This window comes from Rhodanobacter sp. UC4452_H20 (assembly GCF_052978205.1).
This window is the reverse complement of record NZ_CM129662.1, coordinates 681950-699243: the sequence shown is the minus strand read 5'-3', so window position 1 is coordinate 699243 and position 17294 is coordinate 681950. Positions and strand designations below refer to the sequence as shown.

The window sequence follows — 17294 nt, the reverse complement described above, 5'->3', positions numbered from 1 at the left end:
CGGGCCAGTCGACCGCTCAATGCGGCCGCAGCAGCTTCAATGCATGCTGGTGGTCGCGTTCGATCTGCGCCAGCCGCGCCTGCCGTGCCTGCGGGCTGATCCACCGGCCCTGCTCGGCCTGCTGCCGCAGCAGGGTGTACTGCATGTCGACGAAGGGCTGCAGCACGTGGTTGGTCTCCGCCGCGAAACCGCCCAGGTCCGGAATCCGCGCCAGCCGCTCGCGCTGGCGCTCGCCGACCTCGCCGGGCGCCTTGCCGTAGGCCAGCAGGAATGCCGTGAGCTTGTGGCGCAGCGATTCGGGCATGCCGTCGCGGATCACCAGCACGCCGGAGGGAATCAGCCGCGAGCGCCAGATCACCCGCAGTTGCGCTGCCTCGCGCGGAAAGTTGCGCCGGAACAGGTCCATGTCCGGGTTGTTGCTGCTGGCCACGTCCACTTCGCGGTTGACCACGGCGAGCAGGTTGCTCTGATGGTCGCCCACCCGCACGTTGGCGAAGAAGGTGTCCGAATTGAGCCCGCGCGGCGCGAACACGTAGGCTTCCGGCGCGGTATAGCCGGTGACCGAAAGCTGTTCGCTGCGCGCATAACGCCAGCCGTGGCTGGTCGTGGCGAGCAGGTCGTTCAGATCGCGGATCGGGCTGTCGCTGCGCACCACCAGCATGGCGACGTTGCCGTTGACGCCATCGTTGCGCACGAACTGGGCGAACACCTGCATGTGCTGCTGCGTCACCGCCTCCACCGCGAGCTTGCCGGAGAGAAAGGCCACGTCCACCCGCTGCGCGCCGATGGCGTCGGACAGGCCGGCGTAGCTGCTCACCGACACGGTGGTCACGGGGTGGCCCAACTGCTTGTGCAAGTCGTCCAGCAGCGGCCGCCATTGCTCCAGCGACTCGGCCGCGCTGCCGATCGGCAGGATGCCGAAGCGGATCGGCTCCATCGGTGTCGCTGCCTGCGCCGTCCCCGCTCCGGCGCACGCGAGCAGCACACCCTGGGTGAGCAGGGCTGCAAGCATCCACGTCACGCCACGCCCGAGACGCCCCTGGCGTCGTCGCAAACCCGCGATATTCAATGCCCTGCTCCCTCGAACCCCGTGCTCCCCGATTGCTCGTATATAGTCGCGATCGGTCGATCCGGCAAGCACGGGGAGGGCTTCGGCGTCGCGGAAGATGCCGGCCCGGATGCGGATGCAGGGTTTCCGGGCGATCGGTCAACCTCCGGCCAGCGGCGGCGGGTAACTCCGCCCGGCCCGCACCGGCCGAAAGCACGCCGCCTCGCGCACGAAAGCCTCCTGCTCGTTGTCCGGATGCCAGCCGGGCACGCCGGCCAGCGGCAAGGGGCGCAGTTCCAGCGGATCGCCGAGCACATCGCCGTTGCCGATGGCCTGCGCGCAGGCTTCGAGGACCTCGCCCGGTGACAACCGCGGCCCGGCGACCACCAGCGCCTTGCCCACCAGCAGTTGCGCCGGTGTCAGCGCGTGTTCGAGCAAGGCGTGGCCGAACACCTCGACATGGATGCGCCCGTCGAACCACGCCTCCCGCTCGCGCCAGAACAGGCCATGCCAGTCATGCGCATTCCACAGCGCCAGCAGCGCCGGATTGCGCAGCGCGACCACGACGCCGGCCTCGTCGAAATGGGTCAGTGCGCATTGCGCACGCGAGCGCTGCCTGGTGCCCATGCGGGCGATTTCGGCCACCTGCCGCGCGTTGAGCGCGCGCTTGAGCGCACAGTGGCGCAGCCAGGCGAGTGCGTTGAACAGGTCGTGCCAGTTGCGTTCGCGGGTAGCGATCGCGCCGTGTTCGGCAATGCGCTGTTCGTAGTGCAGGCCGTCGGCCAGCAGTTCACGGGTCTGCGCCACGAAGCGTTCGTGCATGCCGGCGGGGCGGGCGGCATTGAGCGCATCGATGGATGGCCAGTCGCGGCCCTCGACCAACCGGGCGTGCTCGCGCCACGCGGCCAGCGGCATCCGGCCGAACACTTGCGGATCGACCGCACCGCGCGCCGGCGCCACATAGCGCATGGCGCGTTACACGATCTTGAGCGCGGGATGCGCCAGGCGCGCGTGCAGGTCGTGTTCGCTGGCCGCCTCGACCACCACGTCCACGAACTGGCCCGGCTTCAGCTGCTGGCCGTCGGCGATCAGCACGCAGCCGTCGATCTCCGGCGCATCGGCGGCCGAGCGAGCCACCGCGCCGTCGACGCCGGCCTCGTCCACCAGCACCTTGAGCGTGCGGCCGATCTTGCGCTGCAGTTTGGCGGCGGAGATTTCCGCCTGCACCGCCATGAACTGTTCGAGGCGATCCTCCTTCAGTTCCTCGGACACCGCGCCGGGCAGCTCGTTGGCCTTGGCGCCGTCCACCGGCGAATAGGCGAACGCGCCCACGCGATCGAGTTCGGCCTCGCGCAGGAAGTCCAGCAGCTCCTCGAACTCGGCATCGGTCTCGCCGGGGAAACCGACGATGAAGGTGCTGCGGATGGTCAGCTCCGGCACCAGCTTGCGCCAGTTCCGGATGCGCTCCAGCGTCTTGTCGATGTTGCCGGGGCGCTTCATCAATTTCAGGATGCGCGGGCTGGCGTGCTGGAACGGGATGTCGAGGTAGGGCAGGATTTTTCCCCCCGCCATCAGCGGCATCAGCTCGTCCACGTGCGGGTACGGGTAGACGTAGTGCAGGCGCGTCCACGCGCCGAGTTCGGACAGGCCTTCGCACAGCTCGGTCATGCGGGTGCGGTAGTTCTTCCCGCGCCACGGGCGCTCGGCGTACTTCACGTCGACGCCATAGGCGCTGGTGTCCTGCGAGATCACCAGCAGTTCCTTCACGCCGCCCCTGACCAGTTTCTCGGCCTCCACCAGCACCTCGTCGACCGGCCGCGAGACCAGGTTGCCGCGCATCGAGGGGATGATGCAGAAGCTGCAGCGGTGGTTGCAGCCCTCGGAAATCTTGAGGTACGCGTAGTGCTTCGGCGTCAGCTTCACGCCGGTGTCCGGCACGATGTCGAGGAACTTGTTGCGCGTGGGCGGCAACACCTCGTGCACCGCGCTCATCACGCTGGCGTAATCCTGCGGGCCGCTGATCGAGAGCACGTCCGGATAGGCCTCGCGGATCAGCTCGGCGCGCTTGCCCAGGCAGCCGGTGACGATCACCTTGCCGTTCTCGTTGAGCGCGGTGCCGATCGAGTCCAGCGACTCCTGCACCGCCGCGTCGATAAAGCCGCAGGTGTTCACCACCACCGCGTCGGCCTCGCCGTAGCTGGGCACGATCTGGTAGCCCTCCACCTTGAGCTGGGTGAGGATGCGCTCGGAATCCACCAGCGCCTTGGGGCAACCGAGACTGACGAAGCCGATCTTCTGGGTGGGCTGGGGCATGGCGGACGGCTACCGTGGCAGGGCGCGAAAACGGTTGATTATACGTGACGGCCACGCCCTCGCCGCTGCGGTTACCATCGCCGCATCGGCAACTGATCGAGGCAGAGCCATGGGCCAGGACATCACCATCCCCACCGGCGGCACCCATTGCATCGGCGCCTACATGGCCACCGCCGAGGGCAAGCCCAAGGGCGGCCTGGTGGTGATCCAGGAAATCTACGGCGTCACCGCGCACATCCGCCGGGTGGTCGACCACTTCGCCGCGCTCGGCTATACCGCGATCGCGCCCGCGTTCTTCGACCACCTGGAAAGCGGCGTGGAACTGGCCTATGACCAGGTCGGCACCAACAAGGGCCGCAACCTGGTCAACGAGCTGGGGCTGGAGCGTGCCGTCGAGGACGTCGCCAGCGCCGCCGAGGCCATTTCCTCGGCGGGGAAAATCGGCACGGTCGGCTACTGCTGGGGCGGCACCGTCGCCCTGCTCGCCGCGCTGCGCCTGGGGCTGCCGTCGGTGAGCTACTACGGCGCGCGCAACCTGCCGTTCCTGCACGAGGCGCCCAGGGCGCCGGTGATGTTCCATTTCGGCGAGAAGGATCAGAACATCACGCCGGAGATGGTGGAGAAACATCGCGTGGCGCTGCCGCAGATGGAACTGTTCACCTACCCGGCGGACCACGCGTTCAACCGCGATGGCAGCAAGGCGTATCACGAAGCCAGCGCCAAACTGGCGCTGCAGCGCACGCTGGCCTTCTTCGACAAGCACCTGGCCAACGCATGAGCGAGGCGTTCACCCTCGACCCGCGGCTGGCCGCCGACACCCGCCTGCTCGCCTCGCTGCCGCTGTGCGACGTGCGCCTGATGGATGACGCGCGCTACGGCTGGCTGGTGCTGGTGCCGCGCCGCGACGGCCTGGTCGAGATCGCCGACCTGGACGAGGGCGAACAGGCCACGCTGTGGCACGAAGTCAACCGCGCCGCCGCCGCCCTGCGTGCGGCGATGCCGTGCGACAAGCTCAACCTGGGCGCGCTGGGCAACATCGTGCGGCAGTTGCACGTGCACGTGGTGGCGCGTCGCGAGGGCGATGCCGGCTGGCCCGGCCCGGTGTGGGGCCACGGCCAGCGCGAGCCCTGCGCCGAAGCCGTGCTGCACGAGCGGATGACCGCGCTGCGGCAAGCACTCGCGGCGCGCGGCTAGCGTGCCGGCCGACGCGATCCAGTTCGAGCCGCTGGCCGAGGATGCGCTGCTGCTGCGCTTCGGCGACCGCATCGAGCCGGTGCTCAACGACCGCGTGCACGCTGCCGTGGCCGCGCTGCGGGATCTGCCTTCGCTGGAATGCGTGCCAGCCTATGCCAGCGTGCTGTTGCGATTCGCGCCGGCGGCGTGGCAAGGCGACGAGGCGGCGAGTGCGCACCAGCGCGTGGAACGGGCCGCGCGCATCGCGCTGGAAACCCGCCACGCGCCGGCCGGCGCTGGCCGCATCCACGAAATCCCCGTGTGCTATGGCGGCCCGCACGGCCCGGATCTGCATGAACTGGCGCAGCACCTGGGCCTGTCCGGGACGGTGGTGGTGGCTCGCCACGTCGGCGTCGACTACCGCGTGGCGATGCTCGGCTTCGCGCCCGGCTTCCCCTACCTGCTGGGGCTCGATCCCACGCTGGCGATGCCGCGCCGACGCGACCCGCGCACCCGCGTGCCTGCCGGCAGCGTCGCGATCGGCGGCGCGCAGACCGGCATCTATCCGGCCGAACTGCCCGGCGGCTGGCATCTGATCGGGCGCACGCCGCTGCGCCTGTTCGACGCCGACGCAAGCGAACCTTCGCTGCTGGCCGCCGGCGACCGCGTGCGCTTCCGCGCGATCGACGCGGAGGAATTCGCCGACCTCGATGCGGTGCGGCACCGATGAGCGTGCGCGTGCTCAAGCCCGGCCTGCTCGGTACGCTGCAGGATCGCGGCCGCCCCGGCCATGCAGCGATCGGCGTGGGCCGCGCCGGCGCGATGGACCTGCCGGCCTGGCGCCTGGCCAACGCGCTGGTCGGCAACCGCGGCGACGAGGCGGCGCTCGAATGCACCCTGCTCGGTCCGACCCTGCGCTTCGAACACGCGGCGTGGATCGCGATCACCGGTGCGCCGATCGCCGCCCGGGCCGGCGACACCGACTTGCCGACCTGGACAGCCTGCTGGCTGCCCGCTGGCAGCGTGCTGCAACTGGGCCGCATGGCCGCCGGCTGCCGCAGCTACCTGGCCGTGCGCGGGGGTTTCGACGTGGCCGCCGTGCTGGGCAGCCGCAGCAGCGACCTGCACGCCGGGCTCGGCCGCGCACTGCGAACCGGCGACACGCTGCCGGTCGGCAACGCCGCCAGCAGCGCGGCGCCGGCGAACCATCCCCACGCCCTGCCATGGCGACTCGACCCGCGGCCATGGTTCGACTTCGCGCAAACGCCGCTCATGCTGCTGCCCGGCAGCCACCACGCGCAACTCGACGAGGCGTCGCGGCAAGCACTGCACACCGGCACTTTCCGCGTCGCCAGCGACAGCAACCGCACCGCCAGCCGTCTGGACGGAGCACGCCTGCAGCTGTGCGCACCGCTGGAACTGATCTCCGAGGCAACCCTGCCCGGCACGATGCAACTGCCGCCGTCCGGCCAGCCGATCGTGCTGATGGCCGAGGCGCCGGTGACCGGCGGCTATCCGCGCATCGGCCAGCTTGCCGCGGCGGATCTTCCGCGCCTGGCGCAACGCCGGCCGGGCGATCCCGTATGCTTTCGCCGTGGCACACTGGAACAGGCTGCCGATCGCCTGCGGCGCCGCGAGCACGCGCTCGACGCCCTGTACCGGCAGATCGCGCGACGACTGCAACACGACGGACTCCTCCTCGCATGACTGGCCTTGCATGACGCGCATCGACCTCAATGGCGACCTCGGCGAATCGTTCGGCGCCTGGCGAATGGGCGAGGACGCTGCGCTGCTCGATGTGGTCAGCTCGGCCAACCTCGCCTGCGGCTTCCACGCCGGCGACTTCATGACCATGCAGCAGACCGTGGCCGCCGCGATGGAGCGCGGCGTGGCGATCGGCGCCCACGTCTCGCTGCCCGACCTGCAGGGCTTCGGCCGCCGCGAGATGCGCGTGACACCCGCCGAGGTGCACGCGATGACGCTGTACCAGCTCGGCGCGCTGCACGGCTTCGCTCACGCCGCCGGCACCCGGCTGAGCCACGTCAAGCCGCATGGCGCGCTGTACAACATGGCGGCGCGCGATCGCGCGCTGGCCGATGCGATCGCCGCGGCGGTGTGCCAGTTCGACCCGCGCCTGCGGCTGTTCGGCCTGAGCGGATCGGCACTGGTCGACGCGGGCGCGGCGCAGGGCCTGGCGGTGGCCGCCGAGGCATTCGCCGACCGTCGCTACCGGCCGGATGGCACGCTGCAGCCGCGCAGCGAAGCCGGTGCGGTGATCGATGATGCCGGACTGGCCACTGCGCAGGCCTTGCAGATCGCGCTCGACGGCACCGTCACCGCCATCGACGGCAGCACCATCGCCATGCGCGCCGACACGCTGTGCCTGCACGGCGACGGCGTACATGCCGCACGCCTGGCGCGCAGCCTGCGCGCCGGGCTGGAAGCGGCCGGGGTGACCATCACGGCAACGGGTGAGGCATGAACTACTGGCCCCTGCTCGGCGTGGCGGTGATCGTGATCGGCTTCGCGCTGCGCTTCAACGCGGTGCCGGTCGTGGTGGTGGCGGCCCTGGTCAGCGGACTGCTGGCGGGCCTGTCGGTGGCCGACCTGCTCGCCCTGCTGGGCAACAGTTTCGTGTCGCAGCGCATGCTGCTGCTGTTCGTGCTGACCTTGCCGGCGATCGGCCTGCTCGAGCGCGCCGGCCTGCGCGAACACGCCCAGCGCTGGATGGCGCGATTGCAGAACCTGACCCTGGCGCGGCTGCTGATCGGCTACCTGCTGCTGCGCCAGTTGCTGGCCACGATGGGCCTGACCGGCGTGGCCGGCCCGGCGCAGACCGTGCGTCCGCTGCTTGCGCCGATGGGCGAGGCCGCGGCGCAGAAGATCCTGCCCGGGCTGGACCAGGACGATCGCGAGGAGCTGCGCGCGGTCGCCGCGGCCACCGACAACATCGGCCGTTTCTTCGGCGAGGACGTGTTCATCGCGCTGGGCGCGGTGCTGCTGATCCAGGGCTTCTATACCCAGCACGGCATCGAGCTGAGCCCGCTGGCGATCGCGCTGTGGGCGCTGCCCACGGCGGTGGCGGCGTTCGTCATCCAGTCGGTACGCATCTGGCTGTATCAGCGCCGGCTGCAACGACGCGCCGCCCGCCGCGAGCGGGGCGCCTGAGCATGCTGCGGATCGAACACGCGTACTGGCTGATCGCCGCCTTCCTGCTCTACAGCGGCTGGCGCAATTTGCGCGACGGCCACCGCTGGCATGCCGCCTTCTGGATCGTGCTGGGCCTGCTGTTCGGCGCCGGGGATTTCATCCTGGCGCAGTCGGCGGCCGGCAACGCCCTGCCCGCGCAGATCGCCGGCATCGGCGTGATCGCACTGGCCTGCCTGGCGCCGCGGCTGCGCCGCCAGGCGCATCCGGAAAACCGCAGCGCCGAACAACGCCTGCAGTCGGCGATCGAACTCGGCCACCGGCTGTTCGGGCCAGCCCTGCTGATTCCGCTGGTGACCCTGCTGGTGGCGTTGTTCGGCGGCTACCTGGTGATCGGGCAGTTCGCATTGTTCGCCCAGTCGCAGATGACGCTGACCGGGCTGGCGCTGGCCTGCGTGATCGCCCTGCTGGCCGCCGCAAGGGTGGCGCGCACGCCGGTGCACGAAGGTGTGGCCGAGGGCCGGCGATTGCTCGACGCGATCGGCTGGGCCGCCCTGCTGCCGCTGCTGCTGGCCGCGCTGGGCCAGGTGTTCACGCAAAGCGGCGTGGGCGCGGCGATCGCCGCGATCGCCACCGATTTCCTGCCCACCGGCAACGCCACCGCGGCACTGGCGGTGTTCGCGCTGGGCATGGTGCTGTTCACCGTCATCATGGGCAACGCGTTTGCCGCCTTTCCGGTGATGATGGCCGGCATCGGCCTGCCGCTGCTGATCCAGCAGCACGGCGCGCACCCGGCGATCCTCGGCGCGATGGGCATGCTGTGCGGCTACTGCGGCACCCTGCTGACGCCGATGGCGGCCGACTTCAACCTGGTGCCGGCGGCGCTGCTGGAATTGCGCAACCCCTACGGCGTGATCAAGGCGCAGGCCTGGAGCGCGCTGTGGATCTTCGCCAGCACGTTCACCATGATGTGGCTGCTGGTGTTTCGATGAACGCGCGAGGCCCGATGAGCAAAACCCTGCCACGTATCCTGTTGACCGGCTTCGACCCGTTCGGCGGCGAGACGGTCAACCCCTCGTGGGAAGCCGCGCGCGCCCTGCACGGGCGGCGCATCGGCGGGCATCGGGTGGTGGCGCGGCAAATCCCGACCGAGTTCGCCGCCTCGCTGCGCCTGCTCAAGGCCGCCCTGCGGGAAACGACGCCGGCGATCGTGCTGGGCGTGGGCCAGGCTGGCGGGCGCGCGCAGTTGTCGCTGGAACGCGTGGCGATCAACCTGCAGGATGCGCGGATTCCCGACAACGCCGGCGCCCAACCGATCGACGAACCGGTGATCCCCGGCGCGCCCGCGGCCTACTTCAGCACCCTGCCGCTGAAGGCGATGCTGGCGGCCCTGCACGAGGCCGGACTGCCCGCCGCGATCTCGCACACGGCCGGCACCTACGTGTGCAACCACCTCGCCTACGCAGCGCTGCACTGGAGCGCGCCCAAGCGCCGCGTGCGCGCCGGCTTCATCCACATCCCGTGGCTGCCGCTGCAGGCCGCATCGCGGCCCGGCGCGCCCAGCATGGCACTGGACGACATGGTGCGCGGCCTGGAGATCGCGCTGCGGGTGGCGGCCGTCACGCACGCCGACCTGCGCCTCGGCGGCGGCACGATCGCCTGATCGCCGTTCGACAAAAAGCCCGCGGCTCGCGCCACGGGCTTTTCGCGGTGCCGCGGTCGCGGCGGTTCAGTGCTGCTGCGAGGGCTCGTAGCCGCCGCCGTCGCTGGACGGCTGCGCGCGCTGCTGGTGGTCCTCCAGTTTGCGCGCCTTGACGTCGACCGGGCTGATCTGGGTGAGGCGGCCCTTGTGGTCGAAGAAATACGCGGCAAAGCCGTAGTCGATCGACATGCGGGCCAGATACTGCAGATGCTTCTTGCCGACCTTGGCCTCGTCGCTGTCGATCAACAGCACTTTCGCGGGCAGCTTGCCCTGGTCGCGCAGGTAGGCGAAGTGACTGCCGGCGTCGAGCGCCGAGAGCACCGCGCCATCGATCAGGAATTGCCCGTCCTTGTACGCCTGCATGGTCAGGCTGAATTCGCCCTTCATCGACGCCGCCAGGTGCTGCTCGTTCTTGACCTGGTTGCGGTGGCAACCGGCCAGCAGCAACACGCTGCCCAGCACGATCGCGGCGGACATGCGGACAAGCAGGGTGGACATTCGGCTCATGCAGCTCTCCCGGAAGGCGTCGTGGCAACGGTGAAGTCTAGCAGTCCGTGGCGCCGACGGCGGTTGCCGCGCGCCGCCGTTCAGGCAGGCGGGGTCAGGTACGCGGCAGGGTCACGCCCTGCTGGCCCTGGTACTTGCCGCCACGGTCCTTGTAGCTGGTCTCGCACTCCTCGTCGGACTCGAAGAACAGCATCTGCGCCACGCCCTCGTTGGCGTAGATCTTCGCCGGCAGCGGCGTGGTGTTGGAGAACTCCAGCGTCACGTGCCCCTCCCACTCCGGTTCCAGCGGCGTCACGTTGACGATGATGCCGCAGCGCGCGTAGGTGCTCTTGCCCAGGCACACCACCAGCACGTTGCGCGGGATGCGGAAGTACTCCACCGTGCGCGCCAGCGCGAACGAGTTGGGCGGGATGATGCACACGTCCGAGGCCACGTCGACAAAGCTGTTCGGGTCGAATGCCTTGGGATCGACGATGGTCGAGTTGATGTTGGTGAAGATCTTGAACTCGCGCGCACAGCGCACGTCGTAGCCGTAGCTGGAGGTGCCGTAGGAAACGATGCGCCCGCTGTCGTTCTGCTTGACCTGGCCCGGCTCGAACGGCTCGATCATGCCCTGGCCCTCGGCCATGCGGCGGATCCACTTGTCGGATTTGATGCTCACGCGCTCTCCGGTCGATTGCGGGCAGCCCGAACCAACCGGGCGCAAAGCGGCAAAAATACATGGTCGGGGTACCGCCACGCCAGCCGGCTGGCCTTCGTCACCCGTAGGAGCCCGCTGGCGGGCGATACTCTTGCGAACCCCGAATCCCGGCCAGGAGCATCGCCCGCCAGCGGGCTCCTACGGGCGGGGTGGAAGCGCGGCCAGGAGGTCCAGCGCTGCGTGCAATTCCGCGCAGCGTTCCGCGCTGGCCAGCACCTGCGCCGCGGTGCAGCCGGCGCCCGGCAATGCCACCGGCACGGGCCGTGCCGCCAGCAACCGGGCCGACATGGTGAACAGGATCTCGGCCAGTGCCTCCTGCGCATGGTGCGAACCGCGCGCGGCCGTGTTCAGCAGCAGCACCGGCTTGCCGGGAAACTCCAGGCTGCCGACCAGCCAGTCGAGCAGGTTCTTGAACGCGCCGGGCACGCCGTGGGCGTATTCGGGGCAGGCGATCAGCAAGGCATCCGCGGCGCCGACTGCTTCGCGCAACGCCAGCACCGGGGGCGGCAGCGGATCGACCTCGTCATCCGGATTGAACGGCGGCAGCGCGCCCAGCCCGTCGTGCAGCACCAGTTCGAGCGGCGCTGCGGCCAGTTGGTGCGCGGCTTCCAGCGCGGCGCGATTCGACGATACCCGGCGCAAGCTGCCGCACAGGCACAGCACGCGCCGCGGCGCCGTCATGCAGAGGGCACGCCCTGCACCACGATCTTGCCCAGGCCCAGCGACTTGTTGCGCGGCTGGCGCGACAGCCGGCCGGCGGTATTGCGGGCGATCTCGCGGTAGCGGGCAGCAAGGTCGGAATCGGGGATCGCCGCCACCGTGGGGTTGCCGCCATCGGTCTGCTCGCGGATGCGGATGTCCAGCGGCAGCGAGCCGAGGTAGGCCGCGCCGTACTGCGTGGCCATGCGCTCGCCGCCGCCTTCACCGAAGATGTTCTCCTCGTGGCCGCAGTTGGAGCAGACGTGGGTGGCCATGTTCTCCACCACGCCAAGCACCGGCACCTCGACCTTCTCGAACATCTTGAGCGCCTTGCGCGCGTCCAGCAGGGCGATGTCCTGCGGCGTGGTGACGATCACCGCGCCAGCCACCGGCACTTTCTGCGACAGCGTGAGCTGGATATCGCCGGTGCCCGGAGGCAGGTCGATGACCAGGTAGTCGAGCTGTTCCCAGCGGGTGTCGGTGATCAGCTGCATCATCGCCTGGGTCACCATCGGGCCGCGCCAGATCATCGGCGTGTCCTCTTCGACGAGGAAGCCGATCGACATCACCGGCATGCCGTGCGCCTGCATCGGCAGGATGCTCTTGCCATCGGGCGAGGCCGGCTTGCCGTGCACGCCGAGCATGGTGGGCTGGCTGGGGCCGTAGATGTCCGCGTCCATCACGCCCACCTTCGCGCCCTCGGCCTGCAGCGCCAGCGCCAGGTTGGCCGACACGGTGGACTTGCCCACGCCGCCCTTGCCCGAGGCGACCACGATGATGTTCTTCACGTTCGGCAGCGGCCCCAGCGTGCCCTGCACCTTGTGCACGTGGATGCGGCTGGTGATCGACACCGTCGCCGACTCGATGCCCGGATCGGCCTGCAACGCCTCGCGCACCCGCGCGGTGATCGCCCCGATCGCGCTGGCGGCGGGATAGCCAAGCTGCAGGTCCACCGAAACCCGGCCGCCGTCGACGCCCACGGCGCGCACGGCCTCGCCCAGCGGGGCACCGGTGTGGGTGTCGATCAGCCCGCCCAGGATCTGGCGGACCAGGGCTTCATTCACCTGCGTCATGTCGGTTCGGTCGTCGAGAGAGACGCCCATTATGCCAGCGCGCCGCAGACGGCCGGCTGACACAGATCAGCGCCTCACCGGCGCACCGGCAGCCATGGCGCAATGCAGCTTGACGACCTCGCCGAACCTCGCCAGTCTCGATTCCATACGCTTTCGTACGGGAGAGACGCCATGAAGTCAGCACGACGCTTTGCCTTCGCCACCTGCCTGCTGCTCGCCGCCGGTTCGGCACTGGCCGCCAACGACACCCCCGTGGGCAACTGGAAAACCATCGACGACGAAAGCGGCCAGGCCAAGTCGATCGTGCAGATCACCGACGAGAATGGCGAGCTGAAGGCCACCATCGTCAAGCTGCTCAACCGCAGCCCTTCGGATATCGCCCGCGACGGCGAGGTGGCGCTGTGCAAGAAGTGCGACGGCGAGCGCAAGGACAAGCCGATCGAAGGCATGAACATCATGTGGGGCGTGCACCAGGATGGCGACGTCTGGAGCGGCGGTCACATCCTCGACCCGAAGACCGGCAAGGTCTACAAGGTGAAGCTGTCGATGCTCGACGGCGGCCAGAAGCTCAACGTGCGCGGCTACATCGGCTTTTCCTGGGTCGGCCGCTCGCAGCAGTGGGAACGCCAGCCCTGACCATCCGCTGCGTCGATTGACCTTCGACCACGCCCCGCACCGCCGACCGGTGCGGGGCGTTCTTGTGTGCACGGCCGGCGTCCGCACCGCTGAGCCGGCGTAACCCGGCATGGTCACCGTGGCCAGCGAGACCCTGGGCGACGCCCCGGGCAAACGCCCGACCGCGCCGAACATCACCGGCACGATGGCTGCCATGCCGATGCCCAAGGCGAGGAAAACCAGCCGCGTGGTGCGCGGCCCCGGCGCAAGGCTGCCGTGATCCGTGGCCGAAAGGACTCTGCCCACATGCGCTCCAGCAACCCGCGACAGCAGCCAGGCGCTCTGCACCACCGCACCGGAATCCCCGGCGAGCAAAGTCCGCGCGCGCTGCGGCATGGCCATCCGGACGGCCAATACCGGCGGGGGCGCATGCCATAATGCGCAGTCCCCCCAAGGAAGCCACGCAACCCATGAGTCGTCGCCTGCTCGTCACCCACGCCCTGCCCTACGCGAACGGTCCGCTGCACCTGGGCCACATGCTGGGCTACATCCAGGCCGACATCTGGGTGCGTGCGCAGCGGATGATGGGCAACGAGGTGCATTTCGTGGCGGCGGACGACGCGCACGGCACGCCGATCATGCTGGCCGCCGAGAAGGCCGGGATGACGCCGGAGGCCTTCATCGCGGGCATCCGGGCAGGTCATGAAGCCGATTTCGGCGATTTCCACTTCAGCTTCGACCACTACCACACGACCCACTCGGACGAGAATCGCGAGCTGGCCTCGCTGATCTACACGCGCCTGCGCGACAGCGGCTGCATCGCCAGGCGCAACATCCAGCAGCTGTTCGATCCCGAGAAGCAGATGTTCCTGCCGGACCGCTACATCAAGGGCACCTGCCCGAAATGCGGCACGCCGGACCAGTACGGCGACAACTGCGAAAACTGCGGCGCCACCTATGCGCCCACCGACCTGATCAACCCGTATTCGGTGATGTCCGGCGCCACCCCGGTGCTGCGCGGTTCGGAGCACTACTTCTTCGAGCTGGGCAAGTTCGAATCGCTGCTGCGCGACTGGTTCGCCGGCAAGTTCACCCAAGGCAAGCCGGTGGCCGACAGCGGCGTCGCCGCCAAGCTGCGCGAATGGCTGGATGGCGGCCTGAAGGACTGGGACATCTCGCGTGACGCGCCCTACTTCGGCTTCCCGATCCCCGACGCGCCGGGCAAGTTCTTCTACGTGTGGCTGGATGCGCCGGTCGGCTACCTGGCCAGCTTCAAGGCGCTGTGCGACAGGACCGGCCTGAAGTTCGACGACTTCCTCGGCCCCGACAGCACCGCCGAGATGCATCACTTCATCGGCAAGGACATCATCAACTTCCACGGCCTGTTCTGGCCGGCGATGCTGCATGGCGCGGGTTTCCGCACGCCCACCGCGTTGCACGTCAACGGCTACCTGACGGTGAACGGAGCCAAGATGTCCAAGTCGCGCGGCACCTTCATCCAGGCGCGCACCTATCTCGACGCCGGCATCCACCCGGAATTCCTGCGCTACAACTTCGCCACCATGCTCAGCGCGGCGCCGGTCGACGTGGACCTCGATCTCAAGGCATTCGAGGAACGGGTCAACTCGCACCTGATCGGCAAGTGGGTGAACATCGCCAGCCGCACCGCCGGCTTCGTGCAGAAGTTTTTCGACGGCAGGCTGGCCGACCGTTTCGAGGCGGAGGAAGCGGCGCTGTGGCAAACCCTGCTGTCGCACTACGACGGCGTCGACGCGCTGTACGACGCCGGCGAGTTCGCCGAGGTGACTCGTCGTTTCGTCGCCATCGCCGACCTGGTCAACGGCTACATCGCCACCAGGGCGCCGTGGCTGATCGCCAAGGACGACGCCCGCCGCGCCGAACTGCAGCAGGTCTGCACGCTGGCCCTGCACGGCTTCCGCCTGCTGTCAGGCTTGCTCAAGCCGGTGCTGCCGGCCACCGTGGCAGCCGCCGAACAATTCCTCGCCGCACCCGTCGCCAGCTTCGACGACGCCCGCCGCGAACTGCACGGCCACCGCGTCAACACCTTCGAGCCGCTGCTGGCCCGCCTCGATGCCAAGCGCATCGAGGCGATGGTCGAGGCCTCCAGGGAATCGCTTGGCGCATCCGTTCCCGCCGCGCCGGCTGCCCCGGCGAAGAAATCCATGAACGACAAGTCGAAATCTGCCGTGACGAACCCCGAATCCGGGATCCACCGTCCCGAGCCTGTCGAAGGGGCGAATCCCGGCCTCATCTCCATCGACGACTTCGCCAAGCTCGACCTGCGCATCGGCAAGGTCACCACCTGCGAATTCGTGGAAGGCTCGGACAAGCTGCTGCGCTTCGAACTGGACGCCGGCGAACTCGGCAAGCGGCAGATCTTCTCCGGCATCCGCGCCGCCTACGCCGAACCGGAAAAACTGGTCGGCCGCAACGTGGTGTTCATCGCCAACCTGGCCCCGCGCAAGATGCGCTTCGGCCTGTCCGAAGGCATGATCCTGTCCGCCGGCGACGGCGGCAGCGACCTGTTCCTGCTCGATGCCGACCAGGGCGCCAGGCCCGGCGCCAGCGTGCGCTGACACGCAGGGCGGGCACTGCCCACCTTACGGCGAGCGACCCGCAGGAGCGCACGCGGTGCGCTCCCGCCCTCGATACAGCGGACCGTTCACTGCCTCGTGTAGGTCACGAAGAAGCCGACCAGGTCGCCGTTCTCGTTGTACGGCGCCATGTCCACGTAGCGGTAGCCGCGCGCGGCGTAGTCGGCGTGGGATTTCGTGAGCTGGTTCGCCATGTGCTTCTTGCGGAAACCCAGCGTGGCGTCGACGAAGACGGTCACCGTGTCGGCGGTGGCGCTCGATTGCGCCTGCGCCGTGCCGGCATGGGTCAGGAGGATCGAGCCGCCGGCACCGAGCACGGCAGCCAGCAACAGGGAAGCGAGGAACGACGGTTTCATGGCGACACTCCAACAAGTGATCGGCAATTGCGGGACAATGGGCGTCGATTATCGCCCACCCCGCACCGCGCATGAGTGATCCCATCGCCGTCCTGGCCGACCGCATCGACGCGCTGCTGCCGCAGACGCAGTGCGAGCAATGCGGCTACCACGGCTGCCGGCCGTATGCCGAGGCGATCGCGCGTGGCGAGGCGGCGATCAACCGCTGCCCGCCCGGCGGCGCGGCCGGCATCGCGAAACTGGCGAACTTGCTGGGCCGGCCACCGCTGCCGCTGGACCCCGCCTGCGGCATCGAGAAGCCACGCATGCTTGCGCGCATCGTGGAAGCCGATTGCATCGGCTGCACCAAATGCATCCAGGCCTGCCCGGTCGACGCCATCATCGGCGCGCCGAAACTGATGCACACCGTGCTCGCCGACGATTGCACCGGTTGCGAGCTGTGCGTGCCGGCGTGCCCGGTGGATTGCATCGAACTGGTGCCGATGCCGATGGGGCAGATCGATCAGGCGCACGCGGATGCCGCACGCGCTCACTTCCAGCGCCGCGGCGCCCGGCTGGCGCGCGAACGCGCCGAGCGTGACGCCGAGCTGGCCGCACGCAAGGCCGCGGTGGATGCCGCCGCGTCGACCAATCCGGTGCTGGCGGCGCTGGCACGCGCGAAGGCGAAGAAGTCCTCATGAAGCGCGCCGACGTGGTGGAACTGTTCACGCGCCTGCGCGAACTCGACCCGCATCCGACCACCGAGCTGCTGTACGGCACCCCGTTCGAGTTGCTGGTGGCGGTGGTGCTGTCGGCGCAGGCCACCGACGTTGGCGTGAACAAGGCGACCCGCAAGCTCTATCCGGTGGCGAACACACCGCAGGCCATCCTCGACCTCGGCGAGGATGGGCTGAAGCGCTACATCAGCACGATCGGCCTGTTCAACGCCAAGGCCAGGAACGTGATCGCGCTGTGCCGGCTGCTGATCGAGCAGCACGGCGGCGAGGTGCCGCGTACCCGCGAGGCGCTGGAAGCGCTGCCCGGCGTGGGCCGCAAGACCGCCAACGTGGTGCTCAATACCGCCTTCGGCGAGCCGACCATCGCGGTCGACACGCACATCTTCCGCGTCGCCAACCGCACCGGGCTGGCGCCCGGCAAGGACGTGCGCACGGTGGAGGACAAGCTGGTCAAGGTGATCCCGGCCGAGTTCAGGCAGGACGCCCACCACTGGCTGATCCTGCACGGGCGCTACGTGTGCAAGGCGCGCAAGCCGGATTGCCCGCACTGCGTGATCCGCGACCTGTGCCGCTACAAGCACAAGACGCCGGCGGAGTAGCCACACCGCGGCACGGACCGGCGGGCGGTGC

General features: G+C 69.2%; 21 protein-coding genes. 13 read left to right on the top strand and 8 right to left on the bottom strand.

Annotated features, from left to right (window positions below):
- Positions 1 to 16: 16 nt before the first annotated feature.
- From phnD to rimO, 3 genes are all read right to left on the bottom strand, one after another.
- A complete protein-coding gene (gene phnD, locus ACVCMC_RS03380; RefSeq protein ID WP_447098682.1) occupies positions 17 to 1012 on the bottom strand; it encodes a phosphate/phosphite/phosphonate ABC transporter substrate-binding protein in 996 nt (331 codons plus the stop codon).
- Positions 1013 to 1207: 195 nt separating this feature from the next.
- Complete coding sequence (locus ACVCMC_RS03375) at positions 1208 to 2017, bottom strand: DUF3025 domain-containing protein (protein WP_447098681.1); 810 nt, start codon at positions 2015 to 2017, stop codon at positions 1208 to 1210.
- Between the two features lie 6 nt (positions 2018 to 2023).
- Positions 2024 to 3361: a 30S ribosomal protein S12 methylthiotransferase RimO gene (rimO, locus tag ACVCMC_RS03370; RefSeq protein ID WP_447098680.1), complete on the bottom strand. Its 1338-nt coding sequence runs from the start codon at positions 3359 to 3361 to the stop codon at positions 2024 to 2026.
- Positions 3362 to 3470: 109 nt separating this feature from the next.
- Here rimO and ACVCMC_RS03365 point away from each other — a divergent pair, with 109 nt between their 5' ends.
- From ACVCMC_RS03365 to pcp, 8 genes are read left to right on the top strand one after another with little or no spacing between them, the layout of a single operon-like run.
- The gene (locus ACVCMC_RS03365) at positions 3471 to 4139 is read left to right on the top strand and encodes a dienelactone hydrolase family protein (RefSeq protein WP_447098679.1); all 669 of its coding nucleotides are present in this window, start codon (positions 3471 to 3473) and stop codon (positions 4137 to 4139) included.
- Entirely contained in the window at positions 4136 to 4555 is a 420-nt protein-coding gene (locus ACVCMC_RS03360) for an HIT domain-containing protein (protein WP_447098678.1), read from the top strand. The genes ACVCMC_RS03365 and ACVCMC_RS03360 overlap by 4 nt, the downstream gene beginning before the upstream one ends.
- A 1-nt stretch (position 4556) precedes the next feature.
- A complete protein-coding gene (gene pxpB, locus ACVCMC_RS03355; RefSeq protein ID WP_447098677.1) occupies positions 4557 to 5264 on the top strand; it encodes a 5-oxoprolinase subunit PxpB in 708 nt (235 codons plus the stop codon).
- The gene (locus tag ACVCMC_RS03350) at positions 5261 to 6241 is read left to right on the top strand and encodes a 5-oxoprolinase subunit C family protein (RefSeq protein WP_447098676.1); all 981 of its coding nucleotides are present in this window, start codon (positions 5261 to 5263) and stop codon (positions 6239 to 6241) included. Before pxpB ends, ACVCMC_RS03350 begins: the two co-directional genes overlap by 4 nt.
- Positions 6242 to 6251: 10 nt before the next feature.
- Positions 6252 to 7016 (top strand): LamB/YcsF family protein, encoded by a 765-nt coding sequence (locus tag ACVCMC_RS03345; RefSeq protein ID WP_395119079.1) that lies wholly within the window; start codon positions 6252 to 6254, stop codon positions 7014 to 7016.
- On the top strand, positions 7013 to 7702 hold the full coding sequence (locus ACVCMC_RS03340) for a DUF969 domain-containing protein (protein ID WP_447098675.1): 690 nt from the start codon (positions 7013 to 7015) through the stop codon (positions 7700 to 7702). Before ACVCMC_RS03345 ends, ACVCMC_RS03340 begins: the two co-directional genes overlap by 4 nt.
- 2 nt (positions 7703 to 7704) lie before the next feature.
- Complete coding sequence (locus tag ACVCMC_RS03335) at positions 7705 to 8673, top strand: 5-oxoproline transporter, DUF979 family subunit (RefSeq protein ID WP_447098674.1); 969 nt, start codon at positions 7705 to 7707, stop codon at positions 8671 to 8673.
- A gap of 14 nt (positions 8674 to 8687) precedes the next feature.
- Positions 8688 to 9344 (top strand): pyroglutamyl-peptidase I, encoded by a 657-nt coding sequence (gene pcp / locus ACVCMC_RS03330; RefSeq protein WP_395119085.1) that lies wholly within the window; start codon positions 8688 to 8690, stop codon positions 9342 to 9344.
- Positions 9345 to 9410: 66 nt separating this feature from the next.
- On the opposite strand, the gene ACVCMC_RS03325 is transcribed toward pcp, so the two are convergent.
- The 4 genes from ACVCMC_RS03325 to apbC all read right to left on the bottom strand — a co-directional run bounded on the left by ACVCMC_RS03325 (position 9411) and on the right by apbC (position 12362).
- Positions 9411 to 9890: a hypothetical protein gene (locus tag ACVCMC_RS03325; RefSeq protein ID WP_395119087.1), complete on the bottom strand. Its 480-nt coding sequence runs from the start codon at positions 9888 to 9890 to the stop codon at positions 9411 to 9413.
- Between the two features lie 94 nt (positions 9891 to 9984).
- On the bottom strand, positions 9985 to 10551 hold the full coding sequence (gene dcd / locus ACVCMC_RS03320; RefSeq protein ID WP_447098673.1) for a dCTP deaminase: 567 nt from the start codon (positions 10549 to 10551) through the stop codon (positions 9985 to 9987).
- A 177-nt stretch (positions 10552 to 10728) separates the two neighbouring features.
- The gene (locus tag ACVCMC_RS03315) at positions 10729 to 11271 is read right to left on the bottom strand and encodes an NADPH-dependent FMN reductase (RefSeq protein ID WP_447098672.1); all 543 of its coding nucleotides are present in this window, start codon (positions 11269 to 11271) and stop codon (positions 10729 to 10731) included.
- Positions 11268 to 12362: an iron-sulfur cluster carrier protein ApbC gene (apbC, locus tag ACVCMC_RS03310; protein ID WP_447098671.1), complete on the bottom strand. Its 1095-nt coding sequence runs from the start codon at positions 12360 to 12362 to the stop codon at positions 11268 to 11270. The genes ACVCMC_RS03315 and apbC overlap by 4 nt, the downstream gene beginning before the upstream one ends.
- Before the next feature lie 171 nt (positions 12363 to 12533).
- Here apbC and ACVCMC_RS03305 point away from each other — a divergent pair, with 171 nt between their 5' ends.
- The 3 genes from ACVCMC_RS03305 to metG all read left to right on the top strand — a co-directional run bounded on the left by ACVCMC_RS03305 (position 12534) and on the right by metG (position 15574).
- A complete protein-coding gene (locus tag ACVCMC_RS03305) occupies positions 12534 to 12998 on the top strand; it encodes a DUF2147 domain-containing protein (RefSeq protein WP_395119095.1) in 465 nt (154 codons plus the stop codon).
- Positions 12999 to 13107: 109 nt separating this feature from the next.
- Positions 13108 to 13257 carry a hypothetical protein gene (locus tag ACVCMC_RS03300; RefSeq protein ID WP_447098670.1) on the top strand — a complete coding sequence of 50 codons (150 nt, stop codon included), beginning with the start codon at positions 13108 to 13110 and terminating at the stop codon, positions 13255 to 13257.
- A gap of 190 nt (positions 13258 to 13447) precedes the next feature.
- Positions 13448 to 15574 carry a methionine--tRNA ligase gene (gene metG, locus ACVCMC_RS03295; RefSeq protein WP_447098669.1) on the top strand — a complete coding sequence of 709 codons (2127 nt, stop codon included), beginning with the start codon at positions 13448 to 13450 and terminating at the stop codon, positions 15572 to 15574.
- A gap of 86 nt (positions 15575 to 15660) precedes the next feature.
- On the opposite strand, the gene ACVCMC_RS03290 is transcribed toward metG, so the two are convergent.
- Entirely contained in the window at positions 15661 to 15948 is a 288-nt protein-coding gene (locus ACVCMC_RS03290; protein ID WP_395119104.1) for a hypothetical protein, read from the bottom strand.
- Positions 15949 to 16019: 71 nt separating this feature from the next.
- Here ACVCMC_RS03290 and rsxB point away from each other — a divergent pair, with 71 nt between their 5' ends.
- On the top strand, positions 16020 to 16628 hold the full coding sequence (gene rsxB, locus ACVCMC_RS03285; RefSeq protein ID WP_447098668.1) for an electron transport complex subunit RsxB: 609 nt from the start codon (positions 16020 to 16022) through the stop codon (positions 16626 to 16628).
- The gene (nth, locus tag ACVCMC_RS03280; protein ID WP_447098667.1) at positions 16625 to 17263 is read left to right on the top strand and encodes an endonuclease III; all 639 of its coding nucleotides are present in this window, start codon (positions 16625 to 16627) and stop codon (positions 17261 to 17263) included. Before rsxB ends, nth begins: the two co-directional genes overlap by 4 nt.
- Positions 17264 to 17294 lie beyond the last annotated feature (31 nt).